At 72.5% G+C, this 20,368-nt stretch carries 23 protein-coding genes, 1 tRNA gene and 1 pseudogene; 15 read left to right on the top strand and 10 right to left on the bottom strand.

The genetic code is table 11. The annotated features are described in order from the left end of the window. Positions 1-123 precede the first annotated feature (123 nt). Positions 124-861, top strand: coding sequence for a TerD family protein (locus ACWCXC_RS21395; RefSeq protein ID WP_450684500.1), 738 nt, complete (start codon positions 124-126; stop codon positions 859-861). A gap of 16 nt (positions 862-877) precedes the next feature. On the opposite strand, the gene ACWCXC_RS21390 is transcribed toward ACWCXC_RS21395, so the two are convergent. Continuing rightward, on the bottom strand, positions 878-1,720 hold the full coding sequence (locus ACWCXC_RS21390; RefSeq protein WP_450890214.1) for a TerD family protein: 843 nt from the start codon (positions 1,718-1,720) through the stop codon (positions 878-880). Between the two features lie 222 nt (positions 1,721-1,942). On the opposite strand from ACWCXC_RS21390, the gene ACWCXC_RS21385 reads away from it, so the two are divergent. The 4 genes from ACWCXC_RS21385 to ACWCXC_RS21370 all read left to right on the top strand — a co-directional run bounded on the left by ACWCXC_RS21385 (position 1,943) and on the right by ACWCXC_RS21370 (position 7,231). Continuing rightward, positions 1,943-3,106, top strand: a complete 1,164-nt coding sequence (locus tag ACWCXC_RS21385; RefSeq protein WP_450684502.1) for an HpcH/HpaI aldolase/citrate lyase family protein — start codon at positions 1,943-1,945, stop codon at positions 3,104-3,106. A 110-nt stretch (positions 3,107-3,216) separates the two neighbouring features. Next, a complete protein-coding gene (locus tag ACWCXC_RS21380) occupies positions 3,217-5,697 on the top strand; it encodes a phosphoribosyltransferase (protein WP_450684503.1) in 2,481 nt (826 codons plus the stop codon). Further along, complete coding sequence (locus ACWCXC_RS21375; protein WP_450684504.1) at positions 5,694-6,575, top strand: HAD family hydrolase; 882 nt, start codon at positions 5,694-5,696, stop codon at positions 6,573-6,575. Before ACWCXC_RS21380 ends, ACWCXC_RS21375 begins: the two co-directional genes overlap by 4 nt. Further along, positions 6,572-7,231, top strand: a complete 660-nt coding sequence (locus tag ACWCXC_RS21370) for an O-methyltransferase (protein WP_450890213.1) — start codon at positions 6,572-6,574, stop codon at positions 7,229-7,231. The genes ACWCXC_RS21375 and ACWCXC_RS21370 overlap by 4 nt, the downstream gene beginning before the upstream one ends. 38 nt (positions 7,232-7,269) lie before the next feature. Here the strand turns inward: ACWCXC_RS21370 and ACWCXC_RS21365 are convergent, their stop codons facing one another. Both ACWCXC_RS21365 and ACWCXC_RS21360 read right to left on the bottom strand, forming a co-directional pair. After that, positions 7,270-7,491, bottom strand: a complete 222-nt coding sequence (locus ACWCXC_RS21365) for an FmdB family zinc ribbon protein (RefSeq protein ID WP_450684506.1) — start codon at positions 7,489-7,491, stop codon at positions 7,270-7,272. A gap of 38 nt (positions 7,492-7,529) precedes the next feature. Then, on the bottom strand, positions 7,530-7,970 hold the full coding sequence (locus ACWCXC_RS21360; RefSeq protein ID WP_450684507.1) for a MarR family winged helix-turn-helix transcriptional regulator: 441 nt from the start codon (positions 7,968-7,970) through the stop codon (positions 7,530-7,532). Positions 7,971-8,071: 101 nt separating this feature from the next. Between ACWCXC_RS21360 and ACWCXC_RS21355 the strand changes: the two genes are divergently transcribed. Next, entirely contained in the window at positions 8,072-8,512 is a 441-nt protein-coding gene (locus ACWCXC_RS21355) for a nuclear transport factor 2 family protein (protein ID WP_450890212.1), read from the top strand. 34 nt (positions 8,513-8,546) lie between these two features. Here the strand turns inward: ACWCXC_RS21355 and ACWCXC_RS21350 are convergent, their stop codons facing one another. The 3 genes from ACWCXC_RS21350 to ACWCXC_RS21340 all read right to left on the bottom strand — a co-directional run bounded on the left by ACWCXC_RS21350 (position 8,547) and on the right by ACWCXC_RS21340 (position 11,603). Further along, on the bottom strand, positions 8,547-9,185 hold the full coding sequence (locus tag ACWCXC_RS21350; RefSeq protein ID WP_450890211.1) for a DUF4383 domain-containing protein: 639 nt from the start codon (positions 9,183-9,185) through the stop codon (positions 8,547-8,549). A 118-nt stretch (positions 9,186-9,303) separates the two neighbouring features. Continuing rightward, positions 9,304-10,710, bottom strand: coding sequence for a hypothetical protein (locus ACWCXC_RS21345; protein ID WP_450684510.1), 1,407 nt, complete (start codon positions 10,708-10,710; stop codon positions 9,304-9,306). A 71-nt stretch (positions 10,711-10,781) separates the two neighbouring features. After that, positions 10,782-11,603 carry a DUF4097 family beta strand repeat-containing protein gene (locus tag ACWCXC_RS21340; protein ID WP_450890210.1) on the bottom strand — a complete coding sequence of 274 codons (822 nt, stop codon included), beginning with the start codon at positions 11,601-11,603 and terminating at the stop codon, positions 10,782-10,784. A 189-nt stretch (positions 11,604-11,792) separates the two neighbouring features. On the opposite strand from ACWCXC_RS21340, the gene ACWCXC_RS21335 reads away from it, so the two are divergent. Together ACWCXC_RS21335 and ACWCXC_RS21330 are read left to right on the top strand one after the other, a co-directional pair. Then, positions 11,793-11,864, top strand: a tRNA-Val gene (locus ACWCXC_RS21335). Positions 11,865-12,015: 151 nt separating this feature from the next. Then, positions 12,016-13,077 (top strand): HNH endonuclease, encoded by a 1,062-nt coding sequence (locus tag ACWCXC_RS21330; protein ID WP_450890209.1) that lies wholly within the window; start codon positions 12,016-12,018, stop codon positions 13,075-13,077. A 60-nt stretch (positions 13,078-13,137) separates the two neighbouring features. On the opposite strand, the gene ACWCXC_RS21325 is transcribed toward ACWCXC_RS21330, so the two are convergent. Further along, positions 13,138-13,668 (bottom strand): hypothetical protein, encoded by a 531-nt coding sequence (locus ACWCXC_RS21325; RefSeq protein ID WP_450684512.1) that lies wholly within the window; start codon positions 13,666-13,668, stop codon positions 13,138-13,140. A 428-nt stretch (positions 13,669-14,096) separates the two neighbouring features. Here ACWCXC_RS21325 and ACWCXC_RS21320 point away from each other — a divergent pair, with 428 nt between their 5' ends. The 3 genes from ACWCXC_RS21320 to ACWCXC_RS21310 all read left to right on the top strand — a co-directional run bounded on the left by ACWCXC_RS21320 (position 14,097) and on the right by ACWCXC_RS21310 (position 16,799). Next, a complete protein-coding gene (locus ACWCXC_RS21320) occupies positions 14,097-14,447 on the top strand; it encodes a beta/gamma crystallin domain-containing protein (RefSeq protein WP_450684513.1) in 351 nt (116 codons plus the stop codon). A 188-nt stretch (positions 14,448-14,635) separates the two neighbouring features. Then, positions 14,636-15,877: an MFS transporter gene (locus ACWCXC_RS21315; protein WP_450890208.1), complete on the top strand. Its 1,242-nt coding sequence runs from the start codon at positions 14,636-14,638 to the stop codon at positions 15,875-15,877. A 145-nt stretch (positions 15,878-16,022) separates the two neighbouring features. Further along, the gene (locus ACWCXC_RS21310) at positions 16,023-16,799 is read left to right on the top strand and encodes a class I SAM-dependent DNA methyltransferase (RefSeq protein WP_450890207.1); all 777 of its coding nucleotides are present in this window, start codon (positions 16,023-16,025) and stop codon (positions 16,797-16,799) included. An 89-nt stretch (positions 16,800-16,888) separates the two neighbouring features. On the opposite strand, the gene ACWCXC_RS21305 is transcribed toward ACWCXC_RS21310, so the two are convergent. Together ACWCXC_RS21305 and ACWCXC_RS21300 are read right to left on the bottom strand one after the other, a co-directional pair. Beyond that, positions 16,889-17,788 carry a hypothetical protein gene (locus ACWCXC_RS21305; protein ID WP_450684516.1) on the bottom strand — a complete coding sequence of 300 codons (900 nt, stop codon included), beginning with the start codon at positions 17,786-17,788 and terminating at the stop codon, positions 16,889-16,891. Then, a complete protein-coding gene (locus ACWCXC_RS21300) occupies positions 17,785-18,123 on the bottom strand; it encodes a PadR family transcriptional regulator (protein WP_450684517.1) in 339 nt (112 codons plus the stop codon). The genes ACWCXC_RS21305 and ACWCXC_RS21300 overlap by 4 nt, the downstream gene beginning before the upstream one ends. 221 nt (positions 18,124-18,344) lie before the next feature. Here ACWCXC_RS21300 and ACWCXC_RS21295 point away from each other — a divergent pair, with 221 nt between their 5' ends. The 4 genes and pseudogenes from ACWCXC_RS21295 to ACWCXC_RS21280 all read left to right on the top strand — a co-directional run bounded on the left by ACWCXC_RS21295 (position 18,345) and on the right by ACWCXC_RS21280 (position 19,639). Beyond that, positions 18,345-18,800 carry a DUF7144 family membrane protein gene (locus ACWCXC_RS21295; RefSeq protein ID WP_450890206.1) on the top strand — a complete coding sequence of 152 codons (456 nt, stop codon included), beginning with the start codon at positions 18,345-18,347 and terminating at the stop codon, positions 18,798-18,800. A 129-nt stretch (positions 18,801-18,929) separates the two neighbouring features. After that, positions 18,930-18,995 (top strand): annotated as a pseudogene (locus tag ACWCXC_RS21290) (GAP family protein); the annotation flags it as partial. Positions 18,996-19,039: 44 nt separating this feature from the next. Next, positions 19,040-19,246, top strand: coding sequence for a GAP family protein (locus ACWCXC_RS21285; RefSeq protein ID WP_450890205.1), 207 nt, complete (start codon positions 19,040-19,042; stop codon positions 19,244-19,246). A 168-nt stretch (positions 19,247-19,414) separates the two neighbouring features. Continuing rightward, entirely contained in the window at positions 19,415-19,639 is a 225-nt protein-coding gene (locus tag ACWCXC_RS21280; protein WP_450890204.1) for a DUF2277 domain-containing protein, read from the top strand. On the opposite strand, the gene ACWCXC_RS21275 is transcribed toward ACWCXC_RS21280, so the two are convergent. Further along, a complete protein-coding gene (locus tag ACWCXC_RS21275) occupies positions 19,626-20,288 on the bottom strand; it encodes a DedA family protein (protein WP_383632759.1) in 663 nt (220 codons plus the stop codon). The genes ACWCXC_RS21280 and ACWCXC_RS21275 overlap by 14 nt on opposite strands. Positions 20,289-20,368 lie beyond the last annotated feature (80 nt).

The following is a 20,368-nucleotide window of genomic DNA, read 5'->3' as shown; positions in this document are numbered from 1 at the left end:
CGGCTCGTACGGCGACGGATCCGGGAACGCCCGGACCACGGGCCCGGAGCCGTCCCGCAGCGGCGTGTGCGTCGCATGTGCCGCGTGCGACGGGTGCGGGGCCGACATGTGTGGGGGTTGGGGATGGGATTCTGGAACGACCTGTGGCCGCTGGGCCGGGAGGCGCAGTTCGAGCCGGGCAACTCGGCGACCGGCTCCATCGTGCTCTCCCGGAGGCACGCGACGGTCTCCCTGACCAAGCAGGGCGCCCTCAGCGGCAATCTGCGCGTCAACCTCTCCTGGCGGATGCGCACCTCGGACCTGGAGGGCCGCTCCCGCCAGAGCGGCCGGCTGCTGCGCCCGATGAAGCTCTTCCAGCCGGACCCGGTCCAGGCGCACACCCAGGGCGTCGTCAACGTCGACCTGGACCTGGGGTGCATGTACGAACTGACGGACGGCACCAAGGGCGTGGTCCAGCCGCTGGGCAATCTGCTCGGTGACCTGAACGCGCCGCCCTACATCAGGCTCAGCGGCGACGACCGCTTCGGCGCCCCGTCGGGCGAGACGGTCTACGTCAACCTCGACCAGCGCGAGCAGTTCAAGCGGCTGCTGTTCTTCGTCTACATCTACGACCAGACCCCGGCCTTCGACCGCACGCACGCCAAGGTGACGCTCTACCCGGGCAACGGCCCGAGCATCGAGATCGAGCTGGACGAACGGGCCCCGCAGGCGCGTTCCTGCGCGGTGTTCACCGTGGAGAACGTCAAGGGCGAGATGCTCGTGCGGCGCGAGGTGAAGTTCGTGTACGGCTTCCAGTCGGAGCTGGACCGGTTGTACGGCTACGGCATGCAGTGGGGGCGCGGCTACAAATCCCGTGCCTGAGCGGCGGCCCCGGGGGTCAGGGGCGTATGAACTGGGGGCCCTGCGGCGGCAGGACGAAGTTCGGGTCGGGCGCGGGGGCGGCTGCCGGCGCGGGCTGCGGATAGCCGTAGGCGGGCTGTGCGGAGGCCGGCTGGGGGTAGCCGTAGGCGGGCTGCGGCGCGGGGGCCGCGGCGGGCTGCGGATAGCCGTAGGCGGGCTGCTGGTGCTGCACGGTCGCCAGGGCGTCCGGGGCGGGCGACGGCGGGAAGGCGGGCGGCGGCGGTGCGACGGGGGCGGCCGGAGCCGGTGCGGGCTCGGGGTCGGGGGCGGCGGCCTCCGACTCGTCCACCGAGATGCCGAAGGCGGTGGCCAGACCGACGAGTCCGGTCGGGTAGCCCTGGCCCACGGCCCGGAATTTCCAGCCATCGCCGCGCCGGTAGAGCTCGCCGCAGATGATGGCCGTCTCCTCGCCCGTCTCCGGGCGCACGTCGAAGACGGCGAGCGGTTCGGCGCCGGACGCCGCGGCGTCGTAGATCAGGATGCGCAGGTCGTGCACGTGCTCGAACGCGGCCCCGTCGGAGGAGGCGGCGATCACCACCTGCTCGACCGAGGGGTCGAGGGCGTTGAGATCGGCCTCGACGGTGTCGGTCAGCCCCTCGGGCAGGCTCCGCTTCGGCAGGCGTCGCACCAGGCCGGAGGGGTGGCGGGGCTGGTTGTAGAAGACGAAGTCCTCGTCCGAGCGCACGCGGCCGCCGGCACCGAGCAGCAGGGCGGAGGCGTCCACGTCGGGGACCCCGGAGCCCGGGGTCCAGCGCAGCACGGCCCGTACGGCCATGGCGTCGAGAGGGACGTTCGAGCCTTTCACCATCGCGTGCGTCATGCCCGTCATCCTGCCTGCTGGCTGCCCGTCCGGACAACGCGGGGGGCGCGGAAGCGTGTCTTCCGCAGCCGGGGGAAGAAGGGGCCCGGGGGCCCGTCGAACCCTCGCGAAATGGACGAGTTACCCGGAATTCATGCAGGCGGGGAACCGTGGCCATCCGTCCGTACGTACTATTACCGGCCATGTGTTGTCCGGCCGATCAGGGAGTTACGGGGGAATCGAGTGCGTCATTTCGGGCATATCACTGCCGCTGAGCGGGGTGAACTGTTCTTCCGGGAGCCCGTCGAGTTCGACGCCGGCTCACCGGCCCCCGTCCTCGCCGCCGCCCTCGGCGCCACGCTCTACAGCCCCGCGACCCGGCCCAGACTCGCGGACGACGTCCTCAAGCAGGCGGCCCGGGGAGTCGTCTCCATGGTCCTGTGCCTGGAGGATTCCATCGACGACGCCGAGGTGCCGGCCGCCGAGGAGAACCTGGTGCGACAGTTCGCGGACCTCGACGGCCGCGGTGTCGAACCGCCCCTGCTGTTCATCCGGGTCCGCGAGCCGGGCCAGATCACGGATTTGGTGCGGCGCCTCGGTTCCTCCGTCCGGTTGTTGTCCGGTTTTGTGCTTCCCAAATTCACGCAGGCGCGTGGCGTCCCCTTCATGGAGGCGCTCACCAAGGCGGAGTCCCTGGCCGGCCGGCGGCTCTTCGCCATGCCCGTCCTGGAATCCCCCGAGCTGCTGCACCTGGAGACCCGCCAGGACGCCCTGCTGAGGGTCGCCGAGACCGTCGACACCTACCGTGACCGGGTGCTGGCGCTGCGCCTCGGCGTCACCGACTTCTGCTCGGCCTACGGACTGCGCCGGCCCCCCGACATGACCGCGTACGACGTGCACATCGTCGCGGACGTCATCGCCGCCGTGGTCAACGTGCTCGGCCGCGCCGACGGCACGGGCTTCGTCGTCACCGGACCCGTATGGGAGTACTTCCGCCGCCAGGAGCGCATCTTCAAGCCGCAGCTGCGCCGCAGCCCCTTCCTGGAGGGCCGGGTCGACAAGCTGCGCACCGCGCTGATCGAGCACGACCTCGACGGACTGCTGCGCGAGATCGAACTCGACCGGGCCAACGGACTGCTCGGCAAGACCTGCATCCACCCCTCGCACGTGGCCCCCGTGCACGCGCTGTCCGTGGTCAGCCACGAGGAGTACAGCGACGCCCAGGACATCCTGCGGCCCGAACGCGGCGGGGGCGGGGTGCTGCGCTCCTCGTACACGAACAAGATGAACGAGGTGAAGCCGCACCGCGCCTGGGCCGAGCGCACGCTGCGGCGGGCCGAGGCGTTCGGCGTGGCCAACGAGGACATCGGCTTCGTGGACCTGCTGGCGGCGAGTGTCGCGGAATGAGCGGTGGCGCGGCGCTGGTTTCCCCAGGGAACCCGTGACGCGGGACCGGAACGACCCGTTCGCACCGGCGGACGGATGTACGCAGGCCGACAGAAGGAGAGACGGCGGACGTGGTGTGGTCGGGTAGCTGGGTCGCGGAGCGGCTGGGCGTCGAGCTGACGGGCGACGGGGAGCTCCACGAGCTCCTGGGCCTCGCCCTGCGGCGCAACCCCAAGCGGGCGCATCTGCTCGTGTCCAATGTGCTCGGCAAGCACGTGCCGCAGCGCCCCTCCGTGGTCTACGGCGCGGGACACGCCCTCGGCCGCCGGGTGCACGCGCTGCTCGGGGAGGCCGGGGCCCGCCGCGCCGTCGTCCTCGGCTACGCGGAGACCGCCACCGGCCTCGGCCACGCGGTCGCCGACGGCCTGGGCGCCGCGCCCTACCTCCACTCGACCCGCCGCCCCGTCGAGGGCGTCGCCGCGGCCGGCGGCTTCGAGGAGTCCCACTCCCACGCCACCTCGCACCTGCTGCTCCCGGAGGACCCGGAGCTGCTGGCGCGCGGCGCGGACGACCCCGAGGCCGCGCTCGTCCTCGTGGACGACGAGTTCTCCACCGGCAACACCGTGCTCAACACCATCCGTGACCTGCACGCGCGCCACCCCCGCAAGCGGTACGTGATCGTCGCCCTGGTCGACATGCGTGCCCCCGCCGACCGGGAGCGGTTCACCGCCTTCGCCCGGGAGATCGGCGCCCGGATCGACCTGATCGCCCGCGGCACCGGCACCGTCGCCCTCCCGGACGGTGTCCTGGAGAAGGGCCGGGCCCTGGTGGCGGCGCGGGAGGCGGCAGCGCAGCCGGAACCGCCGGCGGGCGCCGGGCGCCCCGCACCGCCCGCCGCCACCCGGGTGGACCTCGGCTGGCCCGCAGGCGTCCCGGACGGCGGCCGGCACGGCTTCACCCCGGCCCACCGCGCCCGCCTGGAGTCCGCGCTCCCCGCCATGGCCGACCGCCTCGCACGGGCGCTCGGCGAGGAGCCGCGCCGGGGCGGCCGGGTGCTGGTCCTGGGCTTCGAGGAGCTGATGTACGCGCCCCTGCGTCTGGGCACCGCCCTGGAGGAGCGCGTCGCCGCCGAGGTCCGCTACTCGACCACGACCCGCTCCCCGGTCCTCGCCGTGGACGACCCCGGCTACGCGATACGCACCCGCCTGGTCTTCCCCTCCCACGACGACCCGGCCGACGGGCCCGGCGACCGCTACGCGTACAACGTGGCGGGCGCCGGCTTCGACGCCGTGGTCCTCGTCGTCGACTCCACCGCCGACACCCCGGCCCTGCACGCCCCCGGCGGCCTGCTGCACCAGCTCGCCGCGCACACCCCGCACGTCCTGCTGGCGGTCGTCCCGTCGTACACGCCCGCCTCCGCCCCGACCACGCCCCCCGAGGAGCCCTCCACGATGCTGCCCGAGCCCCTGCGCGGCCCCGCCTTCTCCTCCTACGCGCCGGACGAGGTCGGGTGGCTGCTCCAGGACCTCTCGGACACCGAGCTGGAGGCGCCCACCGAGGAGCGCGAGGAGGCGATACAGAGCGGTGGCGCGCACTACGCCGAATCGCTGCCCGTGGAGTTCCAGCCGTCCGCGCGCTACCAGGAGCTGTTCACCGAGGCCCTCGACCTGTCGGCGGCCCGTGTCGCCCGCGCCGTCGGCACCGTCACGGAGACGGTCCTCGCCGAACGCGGCCGCCGCCCCGTCCTCGTCTCGCTGGCCAGGGCCGGGACACCCGTCGGCGTCCTGATGCGCCGCTGGGCCCTGCACCGGCACTCCCTCGACCTGCCGCACTACGCCGTGTCGATCGTGCGCGGCCGGGGCATCGACGCCAACGCCCTGCGCTGGCTGGCCGCCCACCACAACCCGGCCGACGTCGTCTTCGTCGACGGCTGGACCGGCAAGGGCGCCATCACCCGCGAACTGGCGGCGGCCCTCGCGGAGTTCGAGGAGGCCGGTGGCACGGAGGGCTTCGACCCGGAGATCGCGGTGCTCGCCGACCCGGGCGGCTGCGTGCGCACCTACGGCACCCGCGAGGACTTCCTGATCCCGTCCGCCTGCCTCAACTCCACCGTGTCCGGGCTCATTTCGCGTACGGTCCTGCGCGCCGACCTGGTGGGTCCCGACGACTTCCACGGCGCGAAGTTCTACCGCGAGCTGGCCGGGGCCGACGTCTCCGGCCACTTCCTCGACACCGTCGCCGCCCGCTTCGACGAGGTCGCCGACGCCGTGGACGCGGACGTCAAGGAACTGCTGACGGCCGACCGCGCGCCGACCTGGGAGGGCTGGGCGGCGGTGGACCGCATCAGCGAGGAGTACGGCATCCACGATGTGAACCTGGTCAAGCCCGGCGTCGGGGAGACCACCCGCGTCCTGCTGCGCCGCGTCCCGTGGAAGATCCTCGCCCGGCGCGGAGCCGGGGCGGACCTGGCCCACATCCGGCTGCTGGCCGACCAGCGCGGCGTCCCGGTCGAGGAGGTCGACGGACTCCCGTACACCTGCGTGGGACTGATCCACCCCCAGTACACCCGGGGCGCGACCGGCGCCGACGGCAAGGCGGTGGGCTCCCGGTGACCACCGCCCCGGTCCCGGCCGCCCCCACCCTGGTCGCCAGCGACCTCGACCGCACCCTGATCTACTCCGCCGCCGCCCTCCAGCTCCCGATGCCGGACCCCGACGCCCCGCGCCTGCTGTGCGTCGAGACGTACGGCGGCAAGCCGCTGTCGTACGTCACCGAGCGGGCCGCCGGACTGCTCACCGAGCTGTCCTCGGACCCGGGCACCGTCTTCGTACCGACCACCACACGCACCCGCGAGCAGTACGGGCGCATCCGGCTCCCCGGCCCGCCCGCCCGGTACGCGATCTGCGCGAACGGCGGCCACCTCCTGGTGGACGGCGTCCCGGACCGGGACTGGCAGCGGCGGGTCGCCGCCCTGCTGGCCGAGGAGTGCGCCCCGCTCACCGAGATCCGCGCGCACCTGATCGCCGCCGCCGACCCGGCCTGGCTGCTCAAGGAGCGGGTCGCCGAGGACCTGTTCGCCTATCTCGTGGTCGACCGGGAGGCCCTGCCCGCGGACTGGACGAAGGAGCTCGCCGCCTGGGCCGGGCCGCGCGGCTGGACCGTCTCCCTCCAGGGCCGCAAGGTCTACGTCGTCCCGCGCCCGCTCACCAAGAGCGCCGCCATGCGCGAGGTCGCCCGCCGCACCGGGGCCGCGCTCACCCTCGCCGCCGGCGACTCCCTCCTCGACGCCGACCTGCTGCTCGCCGCCGATCTCGCCTGGCGCCCCGGCCACGGCGAACTGGCCGACGCGGGCTGGAGCGCCCCCCACGTGGAGGCCACCGCCGAGCGTGGAGTGGCGGCGGGCGAGGAGATCCTGCGACGCTTTCTCGGGGCGTCGGGCGTGCACCGGCCGGCGGCCGAGCAGCCGACCGACCAGGGAGTGGCGCCATGACCAAGGGCAACGAAACGAAGATCACGGACGAGCTGTACGCGTACATGCTCGCCCACAACCCGCCGCTGGACGCCGTCCAGCGCGAGCTGGTGGAGACCACGTACGCCGAACTGCCCGGCCACGCCGGCATGCAGTCCGCCGAGGAACAGGCCCCGCTGCTCGCCTTCCTCGTCCGGCTGACCGGGGCCCGGCACATCGTGGAGGTCGGCACGTTCACCGGCTTCTCCGCGCTCGCCATGGCCCAGGCGCTGCCCGCCGACGGACGGCTGATCGCCTGCGACGTCTCGGAGGAGTGGACGGCGTACGGCCGCGCGGCCTGGGAGAGGGCCGGTGTCGCGGACCGCATCGACCTGCGGATCGCGCCCGCCCTCGACACCCTCCGGGCGATGCCCGGGGAGCCGCACATCGACCTCGCCTACCTGGACGCGGACAAGGGCAACTACATCGCGTACTGGGAGGAGTTGGTGCCCCGGATGCGGCCGGGCGGTCTGATCGCCACGGACAACGTGCTCTTCCACGGCGGCGTGGTGGACCCGGAGGCGACCGGCGCGGCCGCGGCCATCAGGGAGTTCAACGACCACGTGGCCGCCGACCCCCGGATGGACAGCGTACTGCTCACGGTCGCGGACGGGCTGACGCTCTCCCGCAAGCGGTAGCCCCGGCGACTGTCGCCGCCGGGGCGTCGGGCAGGGGGTCAGCCGCAGCAGCCCCCGCCGCAGCAGCCGCCACCGCCCCCTCCGGCCGAGGGGGCGGGCGCGGAACCGGTGGACGATCCGCCCACGGAGACCGTGGACAGCAGCTTCACGGTGTCCTCGTGCCCGGCGGGGCACGAGGCGGGGTCCGAGGACTCGGCCATGGGCCGGCTCAGTTCGAAGGTGTCTCCGCAGGAGCGGCAGCGGTATTCGTATCGAGGCATGGCACCAGGCTAAGGCCCGGCCCGTGATCCCTGGTGGGTCAGCGCGGCTCGTGGTGGGCGAGGACCCGGCCCAGCAGCTCGGTGAGGGTGTGGCGGTCCTCCGGGGAGAGCGGTGCGAGCAGATCGTCCTGCACCCGGTCGAGCAGCGCGTCCATGCGCTGGAGCTGGCGCAGACCGCTTTCGGTGAGCGTCACCCGGTTGCGCCGCCCGTGCTCCGGGTCCGGGGCCCGGTCCACGTACCCCTGCTCGGCGAGCTGCTTGACGGCCGTGACCATGTCCTTGCGGTCGATACGCCCCCGGCGCCCCAGGTCCGCCTGGCTGGCGGGCCCGAACTCCCGCAGCGTGGACAGGATCCGGTAGTGGTACGCGCGCGCGTCGGCGGCGGCGAAGCCCTCGGAGACCATCCGGCGGGCGTGCACGGCCAGTTGTGTGATCAGCCAGCTGGGCTTGGTGGTGAGCCGCTCGGGGATGTCGTCCATGGCCGCATTCTATCGACAGAAGTGTTGGTGTTACCCACACTCGCCCGCTAGTGTGGGTGGCACCAACATTGGGTGCACCCACATAGCTGGAGGGGGTCGTGATGACGGACCGCACCGGGACGACGCACACCGCAACGACGCAGCGCGAGATCGTGGACCGGACGGAGGTGGCCGAACTGTTCGCCCGGTTGGGCCTTCTGCTGGACGAACGCCGGATCGAGGACGCCGGCACGGTCTACCACGAGCAGGTCGTGGTGCGCTCTCCCAAGGGGGAGCTGCACGGCCTCGACGAGGTGACCGCGCTGCTGAAGCGGAGCACCTCCGGCGACGAACGCTCCCAGCACACCTACACCGGCGTCGTCGTCCGGCTCGACGGCGACCGCGCCCGCACCACCGCCAACGGGGTCACGTACTTCTTCCGCGAGGGCGCGGCCCCGCACCGCACGAGCGGGCTGCGCATGACCTGCGAGGCCGTCCGCACCCCGGCGGGCTGGCGGTTCGCCGACGCCCGCATCGAACTGGCCTGGCTGCGGGAGGAGTAGCCGGCGGGGGAGGGTGGACGGGCGGGCGGCGTCGCTACGCGGAGCCGTCGCGGTGGACGCCGGACGGACCCGGCGACGACCGCCGCACGACCGGCATGTCCTCGACCGTCCGCCGCCGCGCCCGCCGCTGCTCGTGCGCGGCCTCCTCGGGGTGCCGGGCGCGCCAGTACGGGTTGTCGTGCGGAAGCCCGCCGCTGACCCGCCCGTACATCCCGAACACCATCAGCAGCAGCCCGACGACAAAGCTGAACAGCACGTTCTGGATCTCGAACGCGAGGAAGTTGAGCCCCGTGTCCAGCAGGGCGAGATTCACGAACCCGCTGAGGACGAAGGCGACGCCGAGCACCATGTTGAGCGTCGAGGCGACGTTGCCGCCGATCACCATGCCGACGAAGAGCAGCACCCCGACCGCGATGGACAGCACGCTCAGCGCGCCGTTGGTGCTCAGTCCGGCGACCGTGTCCCCGCCGGTGTCGAAGAAACCGACCCGGTCGAGCAGCCCGAGAATCCCGAAGACCAGCAGCACCAGCCCCATCACCCCGGCCCCGACGCGGTAGACCTGGCTGAGCCGGTGATCGACGGGCAACTGCTCGTCCAGCCGGGCGGCTCGGCGCCGGCCGGAGGGCGTGGGCCTTCGGGTTCCTTGTACGGGACGCAGTACATGACCGGCCATGGCGGGGGCCTCCTTCACGTACTCCCAGGATCACGCGCGGGGACGGGGCGCGCATGTCAGCGCGGCCAGGGTCCTTCGCCCTCCCCCTCGCCCCCGCCCCTTCCCCGCTCCCCGTCCGTCAGCCGGTCCCCGCGCCGCGCTCCTCGCGGATCTCGGAGACGACACGGGCGGCGGTCTGCCGGATGCCTTCGGTGACGGTCAGGAAGTGCCAGTAGTCGGGGTGGCGGCCTTCGAGGGCGGTGACCGCCCGGTCGAGGCGGGCCACGGCGTCGTCGAGCGGCCGGGCGTGGCGCGGCTCGGGGGTCTGGCGGCCGGCCATGGCGAGGCGCTGGGCGTCACGGACCGCGAAGCGGGTCCGCTGGATCTCCTGCTGCGGGTCCTTGGCGACGGCGTCCAGCCGCTGGAGCCGGTCGCCCGCGGCGGAGACCGCCTCGTCGGTGGCGTTGAGCAGGGCCCGGACCGTACTCAACAGTGAGGTGGCGTCGGCCCAGCGCTGCTCGTCGCGGGCCTTCGCGGCCTCCTTCAGCTTCTCCTCCGCCTGGCGCACGGTGACGGCGGCCTGCTCGGGCACCGGCTGGAGGTCCTGCCAGCAGGCGGCGGAGAACCGGCGGCGCAGCTCGCTGAGGACCGGCTCGACGGAGCCCGCGCGGGTGGTCAGCGCCTGGGCACGGGTCCGCAGCGTGACGAGCCGCTTGTCGATCTCGGCGGCGCGCTCGGGCAGCTTGGCCGCCTCGGCCCGTACGGACTCCGCGTCGCGCACGACCCGGTCGGCGCGCTGGAGCGTCTCGGGGACGCCGTGCTTGCCGGCGCCCTGGTTGAGCTTGGTCAGCTCGGGGGCGAGGGCGGCGAGCCGGGCCGCGAGATCGTCCGCCCGCAGCCCGGAGGCCCGCACCGCGTCGAGCGCGTCGCTCGCGGCGAGGAGGGCCTGGCGGGCCCGCTCGACGGCGGGGGCGAGCCGGGCGAGCTGGGTCTCGGCCGTACCGAGCAGCGGAGCGAGCCCGGCGGCGAAACGGTCGAGCTCGCCCTTGACCCGTACCAGCTCGTCCTTGGCGGCGGACAGCTCGCTCCTGGCCCGGGAGGCGGTGGAGGCTTCCAGATCGTCCCGGTCGAGGTCGTGGGCGTCGACGGCGGTGATGTAGGAGTGGCTGACCTCGTCGATGCGCCGGCCGAGGGCCGCGAAGTCGTCGACGGCCTTGCGCGCGGCGGGTGAGCTGTCCACGGCGGTGATGGTCTCGATGGAGATCTCGAGATCGCGCTGGGCGGTGTCCAACTGGTAGAAGGCCTCCGCGGCGGCGTCCCGCGCGGCCTGGGCCTCGGCCCGCTGGCTCTCGCCGCGCCCGCCGAACCAGCGGCGCGTCCCCCCGCCGGCGAAGGCGGCGGGCAGCGCCGCAGCGAGCAGCGGCACGGGCAGCAGCAGGAGCACGAACGCGTCGCGCACCCCGCGACCCCGCGAACCGGCCGGGACATCACTGACGGCGGACCTCGCACCCGCTCCGGCCTGCGGCTTCGCGTGTGTCGCCGTCACATCCCTCTCCCGTGCCGTTTCGCCCCGCCCGGTACATTCTCCCACCAGGTAAAGACGAACACACGGGTCGGTTAGTTCGCGGTTCGCACCGTGACTTGCCCGTTGTCGCTGTGTGCCTTCACCGCGTGGCGGCTGTCGTCACTGCGGGGAACCTTCACGGAGACGTGGCCGTTGTCGGCCGTGGCGGACACGGCGTACCGCTCGGAGCCCGACGGCAGGTCGATGGTGACGCTCCCGTTGTCGCTCGCGCTGTCGACCAGATCCGGCACCCGGCTGAAGCCGAGCCGCACGCCCCCGTTGTCCGACCGCACCACGACGGAGCCCGCCGCGACCCGCTCGCCCCGCACCGACCCGTTGTCGCTCCTCAGCTCCAGCGGCCCGCTCACGTCCCGCACCACCACCCCGCCGTTGTCCGAGGACAGCTTCAGCGGCGTACGGAACCCCGACGCCGTCACCTTCCCGTTCGCCGCGTCCACGGTCAGCGCGATCCCCCGGGGCACCTTCACGGTGTGCCGCGCCCCGCAGTCACTGATCAGCGCGTCGCACTTCACCCGCAGGGTCAGCGTGTCCCCCTCCAGCTTCCACACCGGATCCGGCCCGCTCCCGAACATGACCCATCCGTCCACCTTCCGGGTCACCTCGATCCCGTCCACATCCGCGGGCACCAGCTCCACCGTCGAGTTCCGCGCGTCGATCGTCAGCGCCTTCCCGCTGTACGCGAACGACGCGTGCTCCGCCTTCGCCCCCTCCACATCCGTACTCCCGCACCCACTCAGCCCCCACACCAGCGCCCCCACCCCGCCGACGGCCACCACCCCCCGCGCCACCCTCCGCCGCGTGGCGGCGCGGCTGACCCTGCTGACGTTCCCGAGGCCGCGACCTGAGCTGCCCATGCGCTTCCATCCCCCTGCTACGTACGACCGGCTGTAGACCCCCAAGCTATGCACCCCCCACCCCCCACACGATCCGGCCCGCTCCCGTCTCCGGGGTGGGGATATCCCCCCTCCCCCCGCCCCACCACCGCCCCACCGAACCGATTGTCGACAGCCCCCGCCCGCCATGTAACCTGTTCCTTCATCCACGGGTGCGTAGCTCAGGGGTAGAGCGCTGCTCTTACAAAGCAGATGTCGGCGGTTCGAAACCGTCCGCGCCCACCGACGCAGAGGCCCCCCGCCGATCTTGGCGGGGGGCCTCATGCTTGTAGGGAAGCAATGATCTTGCCGGCCCCGCGCGCCGGCCGGGTTGACCGTTGGGTTCCGGGGGCGGGGCCGGGTGGTTGTCAGTGGCCGGCTCTATGGTTCGTGTATGCGCAGAGGTGCGATCAGTCGAGACGGTGTCCTCAAGGCTCTGGCGGAGTATGACAAGTTGGGGCAGGACGGCTTTCTGGCCACATACGGATACAAGCCGGCCGCCGGGTATGTCCTCGTGCACGAGGGGCGCACCTACGATTCGAAGGCCATCGCCGGTGTGGCCCACAAGTTCGATCAGGGGCGGGCGCTCGCGTCCGACGAGCTGAGCGGGGGGCGGTCGCACGCCGCCAGGTGGCTGGCACGGCTCGGATTCACCATTCGTTCGTCTCGAAGCCCGGACTGGACCCGTGACGAGATCATCCTTGCCTGCGACTTGGCCATGGCCAACGGGTGGAAACGGCTGGAGTTCAACGATCCTCGGGTGATCGCGTTGTCCGAGTTGCTTCAGGCGATGCCCATCCACCCCGTCGAACTGCGTAGCGAGTTGTTCCGGAATCCCAATGGCGTGGCCCGCAAGACGGTGGACATCACATCGCGGCACCGCGACTACACGGGCAAGCCGACGAACGGAAATGTGCTGGACGTCGAGGTCATGAACGACTTCCTGGCCCGTCCTGACGAGATGAGAGAGGTGGCCCGGCGCATCCGTCAGGGCGTGGGTGCGGGAACGTTTCTGGAACTGCCACCGGAGGCCGGGGAGGAGGACGACTACGACGCGCCGGAGGGGAGGCTTCTGCTGCGTCGCCACCGAAGCCGTGAGCGGAACAAGACCCTGCGCAGGAAGAAGATCGCTTCGGTGCTCGAGCGCGGTGGCGCGCTCGCGTGCGAGGCGTGCGGGTTCGATTTCGAGCGGTTCTACGGCGATCGGGGTGCGGGGTACATCGAGTGCCACCACGTCCTGCCCCTTCACGTGGCGGGGGAAGGGAGAACCAAGCTCTCCGATCTCGCCCTCATCTGTGCCAACTGTCACCGCATGATTCACCGACGGGCGCCGTGGCCCACCCCGGTGGAACTGCGGGCCTCGATAGCGGCGAGGGAAGCGGACGACCGGCGGGCCGCGACGGTGCTGGGGCGCCCGCGTGCGGCGTCCGACGAGCCGAGGCCCGACACCGTCTAGTCCCGGCAGGGTGCGGGAAGGCGCTCGGCGGCGACGGGATTTCTGCAGAGGGGCCGACGGTCAGAACTGGCCGTCGACCGGGATCCAGCCGGACCAGGATTCCGGTTGGTAGAACTTCTTGGTGTCGCCGTCGTAGCGGAGGATGCGGAGGCGGACGTTGCCGGTCTCGCGGTAGTCCTTCTTGCAGATGGCCCAGGTGTGGGCGCCCTGGTTGTTGATGCAGGCGAAGGAGGGGCGTCCGTAGTCGGTGTAGACGCCGACGGCGGCGGACATGCCATCGGCGACGGTGTCGGCGACCCAGGTGGTGTCGCCGTTGTGCTGGAAGCAGCCTTCGGCGCCGTAGGAGGCGGTGGCGCCCAGGCAGGCGCCGGTGGTGGTGGCGGCCTGGGACAGGGTGGTGGGGAAAGGTTCCTTCGGGGTGACGGTGGGGACGTCCTCGACGGTGTCCGCGGTGATCAGGTCGATGGCGGAGACGGGGAAGAGCACTTTGCGGAGGGCGTTCAGGGGTTCTTCGGCCCGGGCCGGTGCGGAGGTCAGCAGGGACGTCGTGAGTGCGGTCACCCCGCCCAGAACGGCCCATCTCCCGCTCATGCGTGCGCGCATACGTCACTGCTCCCGTACCTGGCCGTCAACTGCGGGCAGATTACCCGTCCGTGTGAACAAGGTGTGAGGGTAATGGACCTTACGCGCATGGATGGCGACGTGGCGACGGAGGATTGGGCGCGATTTTCCGCGGGGTGTCGGGAGGACGGGGCAACAGGGCTGGTCAGGGGGCGTGTTGGGGCGTCAACGTGCGGGTGGTGGCTGCTTTTCGTGGGTGTCCTTAGCGGGTGCGTCACTCGTTGGGTGCGTTTCGTCGGTGGGCGGCCGTTGGCGCTATATGTCACCGATAGCGTGGAGAAGCCATCGTTCGGGCTGTCCATGGGGTCTCATGCCGTGTGGGGGAGTTCGTAGGGGAATGCCGATGGCGTATTCGCAAGGGCGGCCCGCGGGCCGTCCTTTTATGTGAGAGGGAATGCGTGATCTCGAAAAGCAAGCGGATCGCTCGCGCCTTGACCGTGTCGCTCGCGGCCGCCACCGCCTTCACGTTCGGCATGAGCGGCAACGCCTCCGCCATCGACCACGTCGAATGCCGCGGCGGTGAGAGCTTCCTGAAGATCTGGTCCCACAACGGGGGGACGCAGAGCGTCGACTGCTACGCCAACGCCGGGCGGACCGGCTTCGGCAACTGGTGGGTCGACAGGATCTCCACGGGGAACAACGACCTGATCTACTACGACGCGAACGGCGATTCCGTACGGATCGACCGGTGGCACGACATCACCTTCCCCAACAACCCGCCGAAGGTGAAGGACATCGAGATCCTGTGATGCCGGTGGCCTGACCGGCCGTCACGGGACAACGGGTGACCGGCCACGTCTCCGAGGGCGTGGCCGGGACCTCGGGAGGGGCGGGGGCAAAGACTCCTCAAAGACGGTGGGCGGGGGGCGTCGCGAGCATCGTGGCCGGTCATCATGGCGACCCATCGGGTTCCCACGGATGCGGAGGCTGCCGGACGATGACCGCCGGACCGAGTGAGTACGTACCGTCCGCCCCCGTCGCGGTCAGGCCCACCCCGCTCCGGATCCCCGCCTTCCGCCGGTTTCTGCTCGCGCACCTGGTCTCCGCGACCGGTTCGGCCATGGCGCCCGTGGCGCTGGCGTTCGCCGTGATCGGGCAGGGCGGGGGAGCGGGGTCGCTCGGGGTCGTGCTCACCGCGAACACCGTGCCGACGCTGGTCTTCCTGCTCGTCGGCGGTGTCCTGGCCGACCGGACGTCCCGCAGCCGCATCCTCTTCGCCGGCAACCTCGGCGCCGGCGCCGCCCAGGCCGCCGTGGCCGTCCTGGTCGCCACCGGGACGGCGACCACGTTCACGATCAGCGTCTGCGCCTGCCTCTCCGGGGTGTCCGCCGCCTTCACCGCGCCCGCCGCCCAGGGCGTCACCGCCCGCCTCGTGGCGCGCGAACAGCTCCAACGGGCCAACGCCCTGGTGCGCGTGCCCGGGAACGCGGTCAAGGTCGTCGGGCCCGTCGTCGGCGGCCTCGTCGTGACGTCCACGGGTCCCGGCTGGGTGCTCGGCTGGGACGCCGCCACCTTCGTCGTCGCGGCCTGCCTCCTGCTGGGGCTCCGGCTGGAGGGCGGCGTCCCCTCGGGCCACGGCGCCCTCACCGACCTGCGGCACGGCTGGTCCGGCTTCCGCGCCCGGAACTGGCTCTGGAGCTACACGGCCGCCGGAACGGCCGTCGTCGCCGCCTGGCTGGCCGGCTTCCAACTGCTCGGCCCGCTCGTCGCGGAGCAGGACTACTCCGGCGCGCGGTCCTGGGGGCTGGTGCAAGGCGCCTTCGCCGCGGGGCTCCTGGGCGGTACGGTCGTCTGCCTCGTCTGGAAGCCCCGGCGGCCCATGGTCGTCTGCGTCGTCGCGAGCGGAGGGATCCTGCTGCCGCTCGCCGCCCTCGGCCAGGGGCTGCCGCTCGCCTGGGTCCTCGCCTCCGCCCTCGTGGCCGGGGCCGGTCTCGACATCGCCATCGTCTCCTGGTCCACCGTTCTCCAGCAGGAGGTCCCCGACGGGGAGCTGGGCCGGCTCGGCGCCTTCAACGCCGTGGGCGAGCGCATCGCCATCCCGCTCGGCTATCTGATCGTCGCGGGTGCCTCGGCGTACTGGAGCACCCGGCCCATCCTGCTCGTTTGCGCCGCGATCATCCTCCTGGCCACCCTCGCCAATCTCTGCGTACGGGACGTCCATCGCATCCGCCGGGCCTGATCCGGGCGGCCGGACGCGGCTATGCCGATGGTTTGTATATGCCGGTCACCGACCTATAGTGAGGGTGCGATCCCCGCCCCGGGGCCGGTCAACGCTGCGGCCGTGCCCCGCCGACGCCGTGCAGCGGAGACGGAACGGAGCAGACATGGCCTCCAAGAAGAACCTCGTCGCCAACCGGGAGAGCCTCGCCCACAAGGTGCGGTACGCGGCCAGCAGGCCGGACCGGATAGCCCCGTACCTCAAGCGGGCCGCGCGGGACCGCTGGCTGGCCTTCAAACACCCGGACCACGTGAACTACTACCGGGCCGTCATGGCGTCCGACACCCGGCGCAACCCCGAGGCGGCCGTCGGCAGCCAGACGCACGAGCGGTGGCTGGCGCTCGGGAAGATGCAGTTCGACTACCTGCGGGAGCACGGGCTCGCCCCCGGGGCCCGCATGCTCGACATCGGCTGCGGCAATCTGCGGGCCGGCTGGCACTTCATCGACTACCTCGAAGCCGGGCACTACTACGGCATCGACATCTCGCCGGACATCCTCATCGCCGCCAAGCGGACGCTGACCACCCAGGGACTCCAGGACAAGGTCCCGCATCTGACCCTCACCAAGGACCTGACGCTGGACTTCCTCCCCGACGCCTACTTCGACGTCGTCCACGCGCACAGCGTCTTCTCGCACTCCCCGATCGGGATCATCGACGAATGCCTCGCCCACGTGGGCCGCGTGCTCGCGCCCGGCGGGCACTTCGACTTCACCTTCGACCGCACCACCGGCACCGAGCACCAGGTCCTGCGCGAGGACTTCTACTACCGGACCGAGACCCTGGTTGACCTCGCCGCCTCGCACGGCCTGACCGCCCGTTTCATGGACGACTGGGAGAAGCTCGGGCACGGACAGTCCAAGATCCGCGTCACCGCCGGCTGAGCCGGGGCCACGCGGACGGGTCGGCGGCCGGTCGGTCAGCGCGGACGGGCGGGACAGCGGGGACCGGCGGGGCGGCGGGGACCGGTCGGTCAGTGCGGACGGGCCGGGTTCGAGCGCCTGCCGTACGCCTGCCACAGCCGGAGCACCGCGGCCGTGCCCGCCAGTACGGCCAGGGACGGCGGCAGGGTGTCCTCGTCGACCACGCCCGCGCAGAACCCGATCGCGAGGAACGGGGCCGCCGCCAGGACGAACCGGCCGGGGGTACGGATACGGGCCAGAGGCCGGCGGCCCGCCAGGGCCAGCGCGGCGGCCACCGGCGCGCCCAGGCGCCAGTGGACCACGGAGCCGAGGCCCCGCGCGTCCGCCAGCGCCACGACGACCACCGCCACCAGCGCCCAGACCGTCAGCGCGATCCGCCCCGCCCCGCTCCGGACCCGGCCGCGCGGACGCAGGTCCGGCGGGCAGGCCAGGGGGAGGGCGGCCACCAGGGGCGGTGCCACGAGGAACAGCACCGCCTGCCACGGCATCGACGCCCGGGCCGGCAGGGTCATCGCGTACAGGACCGCCGCGTACGTCAGCGTGCCCGCGCACGCCCAGCGCGCTCCCGCGGCGAACCGTCCGCCCAGCGCGAGGACGGCGCCGGTCAGCGTGACGAGGGCGCAGCCGCCCATCACATAGCTCAGCGGAACCAAGAAGTCCGGATTACCGCTGACGTACCGGTCCCCGACGAGCGACACCAGCGTGAACGCCGCGTAGGCGGCCGTGGCGGCGAGGGCGAACGGCGCGGCGGCGGCGCACGGCGGTCCGCCGCGCTGGGAGGAACCCAGCCGGAGCCGCAGCCGCAGCGCGTGCGCCACGATGTCGCCGGCCTCCCGGGCGCGGGCCCACCGGCCGGCTCCCTGGACCGCCTCCCGGTAGGACGCGGCGATCTCGTCCCCGAAGTCCCGGCGGAAGCCGGCCGGGTACAGGCGCAGCAGCGGTGTGCTCACGCCGTGGCCGGCTTCCCCGCGGCCTTCAGGCGCCGGGTGGCCTCGCGCGCGGTGGCGGCGATCCGCCGGGCCTCGGCGGCCAGGCTGTCGCGGCCCGCGGCCGTGAGCGTGTACGTACGGCGCAGCCGGCTGTCGACGACCTCCTCCGCGTGCACCTCGATCAGGCCCTCGTTCAGCAGCCGCTCCAGTGCGCCGTACAGCGTGCCCGTACGCATCCTGACCCGGCCGTCCGAGATCTTCTCGACCTCGCGGGCGATCGCGTAGCCGTGACGGGGCTCGTCCGCGAGCGCGGTGAGCAGCAGCAGCGTCGGTTCCTGCATCGCGCGATCACTCATGCCCGCATGATAAGTCACCCATCGGCATATGTCGGTCCGGGAAGCCTCTCCTCTGGCCTGGCCGGGCCGCCGCGCGGACGGGGCGGGTGCGGGCGGTGCGGGAGCGGTCATGGCGTCCCCTTCCCGTCACCCGGACGGACGCGGCCAAGTGGTCGCCTCCCGAGGCAGCGCGCAGGGTCGGTCAGACGTACGGACCCACCGGCCCAGGAGTTGGAGTTCTCATGGCACAGTCCGCGCCCGCACCCGGCAGCCCGTCCCCCGCCGGCCGTTCCGCGCCGCCCTCCTCGCCCGCCGGTCCCAATCCCTGGGCGGCCGGAGGGGTCATGTTCGCCGGCGTGCTGCTGATGGTCGACGGGGTGCTCGGAGCGATCAAGGGCATCGCCGGGATCGCGTCGAACGACGTCTACGCACGGATCAACGACTACGTCTTCAAGTTCGACGCGACCACCTGGGGGTGGATCCACCTCGTCCTCGGCGTGATCATCGCCGTCGTCGGCTGGGGCATCCTCCGGGGCTCGGGCTGGGCGCGCGGCATCGGTGTGGGGCTGGCGGCGCTCAACATGATCGCCAACTTCATGTGGCTGCCCTATCAGCCCATCTGGGCGGTCGTCTCCCTGGCCATCGACACCTTCGTGATCTGGGCGCTGTGCACGGACCGCTCCGAGCCGGTGCTGTGACACACGGCGGCGGTACGGCCGGTCCGGCGGTGGTGGCGGTGGCGGGCGTGCGGACGCCCGCCACCGGGCCGGTCTCCGGGCCGGTCCCCGGGGCGTGGAGGGCGGGTCGTGGGTGATGCCGTCGGGCAGATGCTGGCGTCCGCCGTCGGCATCGCGATCAGCCCGTTGCCGCTGATCGCCGTGATCCTCATGCTCGCCACCCCGCGCGGCCGGTCCAACGGCATCGCGTTCACCGCCGGGTGGACGCTCTCGCTATGGTCGTCGTCGCCTCGCTCTGCGCCACCCTGCCCCTGGCGGTCTACCTCTTCGGCGGTGCGCGGTCCGCCCGGGTGCTGGGCGAGTGGAAGGAGTGGATGGGGCGGCACAACGCCGCGATCATGACGACCGTGCTGGTCGTCCTCGGCGCCACGTACATCGGGGACGCGATCAGCGGACTGGCCGGCTGAGGCGGGACCGGGGCGGGGCAGGGGCGGGACCGAGTCGGGGCGGGGGAGGGGCGGCGGACGAGCGGGAGAGGGGTGGAGCGGGAGTGTCGCGGCAGGTCAGGGGCCGTCCGGCGGTCGCTCGGCCCCGGAGGACGCCGCGTTGTCAGTGGTGCGGGTCACACTGGAGTCATGTGCCGCAGCATCAAGACTCTCCGCCCGCCCTCCCTCCCCGAGGAAGCCACGGAGGAGGACATCCGCGCCGCCGCCCTGCAGTTCGTCCGCAAGGTGTCCGGCTTCCGTGCCCCGGCCGAGCACAACAAGGAAGTGTTCGACCGCGCGGTCGACGAGATCGCCGAGGCGACCGCCCGGCTGCTGGACGGACTGGAAGTGCGGGGTGGTGTCAGGACGCCGTAGGGACCGACGCGGCCGCCGCCGCGGCGGCGGGGCGCTTCATCAGGAACGCGGCGAACGCCCCCGCGACGAACAGGGCAAGGACCGAGACGGCCGTGCCGAGCCAGCTCGCGCCCAGCCACTGCGCGCCGACGTAGCCGAGCCCCACGCTGTAGCCCGCCCAGGCCACACCCGCCACGGCGGACCACGGCAGGAATTCCTTCACGTCGCGGTGCGAGGCCCCGGCGCCCAGCGAGACGACCGACCGGCCGGCCGGGGCGAAGCGCGCGATGACGACGAGGACCCCGCCGCCGCGGCTCAGGGCGGCGCCGAGCCGTTCCTGCGCGGAGGTGAGGCGGCGGGAGCGCGCGATGGCGCGGTCCAGCCGTTCGCCGCCGCGCCAGGCCAGCTTGTACGCGACGAGGTCGCCGAGCACCGAGGCGGTGGCGGCGCAGAGGACCAGGGCAAGGAGCGAGGGCACCTCGGCCACGTGCCGGGCGGCGCCCGCGGCGTCGGCGGCGACGGTCGTGGTGCCCGCGGCGGCGGCCGTGGCGGCGGTGATCACGAGGACCCCGCTCGGCAGGACGGGGAGGAAGACGTCGAGCAGCACGGAGAGGGCGACCACGGCATAGATCCATGGGCTGCCGATCAGCGCGCCCACACTCTCGAACACCTACTACTCCCCGATCCGTAACAACGCCGCGACGTCGCAGGGGAGCGGCAGGAGCGGCAGGGCCAGCTGTACAGCGTACG

It is taken from the genome of Streptomyces sp. NPDC001515, assembly GCF_053597115.1.
The sequence above is the reverse complement of the archived record's forward strand: the minus strand, read 5'-3'. Positions and strand labels throughout refer to the sequence as shown.

Bases quoted from the DNA above. Each gene is read 5' to 3' on its own strand.
- ACWCXC_RS21360 (WP_450684507.1), bottom strand. From the start codon at position 7,970: ATGGACGACATCCCCGAGCGGCTCACCACCAAGCCCAGCTGGCTGATC.
- ACWCXC_RS21310 (WP_450890207.1), top strand. From the start codon at position 16,023: ATGGCCTCCAAGAAGAACCTCGTCGCCAACCGGGAGAGCCTCGCCCAC.
- ACWCXC_RS21395 (WP_450684500.1), top strand. From the start codon at position 124: ATGGGATTCTGGAACGACCTGTGGCCGCTGGGCCGGGAGGCGCAGTTC.
- ACWCXC_RS21350 (WP_450890211.1), bottom strand. From the start codon at position 9,185: ATGGCCGGTCATGTACTGCGTCCCGTACAAGGAACCCGAAGGCCCACG.
- ACWCXC_RS21365 (WP_450684506.1), bottom strand. From the start codon at position 7,491: ATGCCTCGATACGAATACCGCTGCCGCTCCTGCGGAGACACCTTCGAA.
- ACWCXC_RS21330 (WP_450890209.1), top strand. From the start codon at position 12,016: ATGCGCAGAGGTGCGATCAGTCGAGACGGTGTCCTCAAGGCTCTGGCG.
- ACWCXC_RS21370 (WP_450890213.1), top strand. From the start codon at position 6,572: ATGACCAAGGGCAACGAAACGAAGATCACGGACGAGCTGTACGCGTAC.
- ACWCXC_RS21340 (WP_450890210.1), bottom strand. From the start codon at position 11,603: ATGGGCAGCTCAGGTCGCGGCCTCGGGAACGTCAGCAGGGTCAGCCGC.
- ACWCXC_RS21295 (WP_450890206.1), top strand. From the start codon at position 18,345: ATGGCACAGTCCGCGCCCGCACCCGGCAGCCCGTCCCCCGCCGGCCGT.
- ACWCXC_RS21315 (WP_450890208.1), top strand. From the start codon at position 14,636: ATGACCGCCGGACCGAGTGAGTACGTACCGTCCGCCCCCGTCGCGGTC.
- ACWCXC_RS21280 (WP_450890204.1), top strand. From the start codon at position 19,415: ATGTGCCGCAGCATCAAGACTCTCCGCCCGCCCTCCCTCCCCGAGGAA.
- ACWCXC_RS21355 (WP_450890212.1), top strand. From the start codon at position 8,072: ATGACGGACCGCACCGGGACGACGCACACCGCAACGACGCAGCGCGAG.
- ACWCXC_RS21325 (WP_450684512.1), bottom strand. From the start codon at position 13,668: ATGAGCGGGAGATGGGCCGTTCTGGGCGGGGTGACCGCACTCACGACG.
- ACWCXC_RS21300 (WP_450684517.1), bottom strand. From the start codon at position 18,123: ATGAGTGATCGCGCGATGCAGGAACCGACGCTGCTGCTGCTCACCGCG.
- ACWCXC_RS21390 (WP_450890214.1), bottom strand. From the start codon at position 1,720: ATGACGCACGCGATGGTGAAAGGCTCGAACGTCCCTCTCGACGCCATG.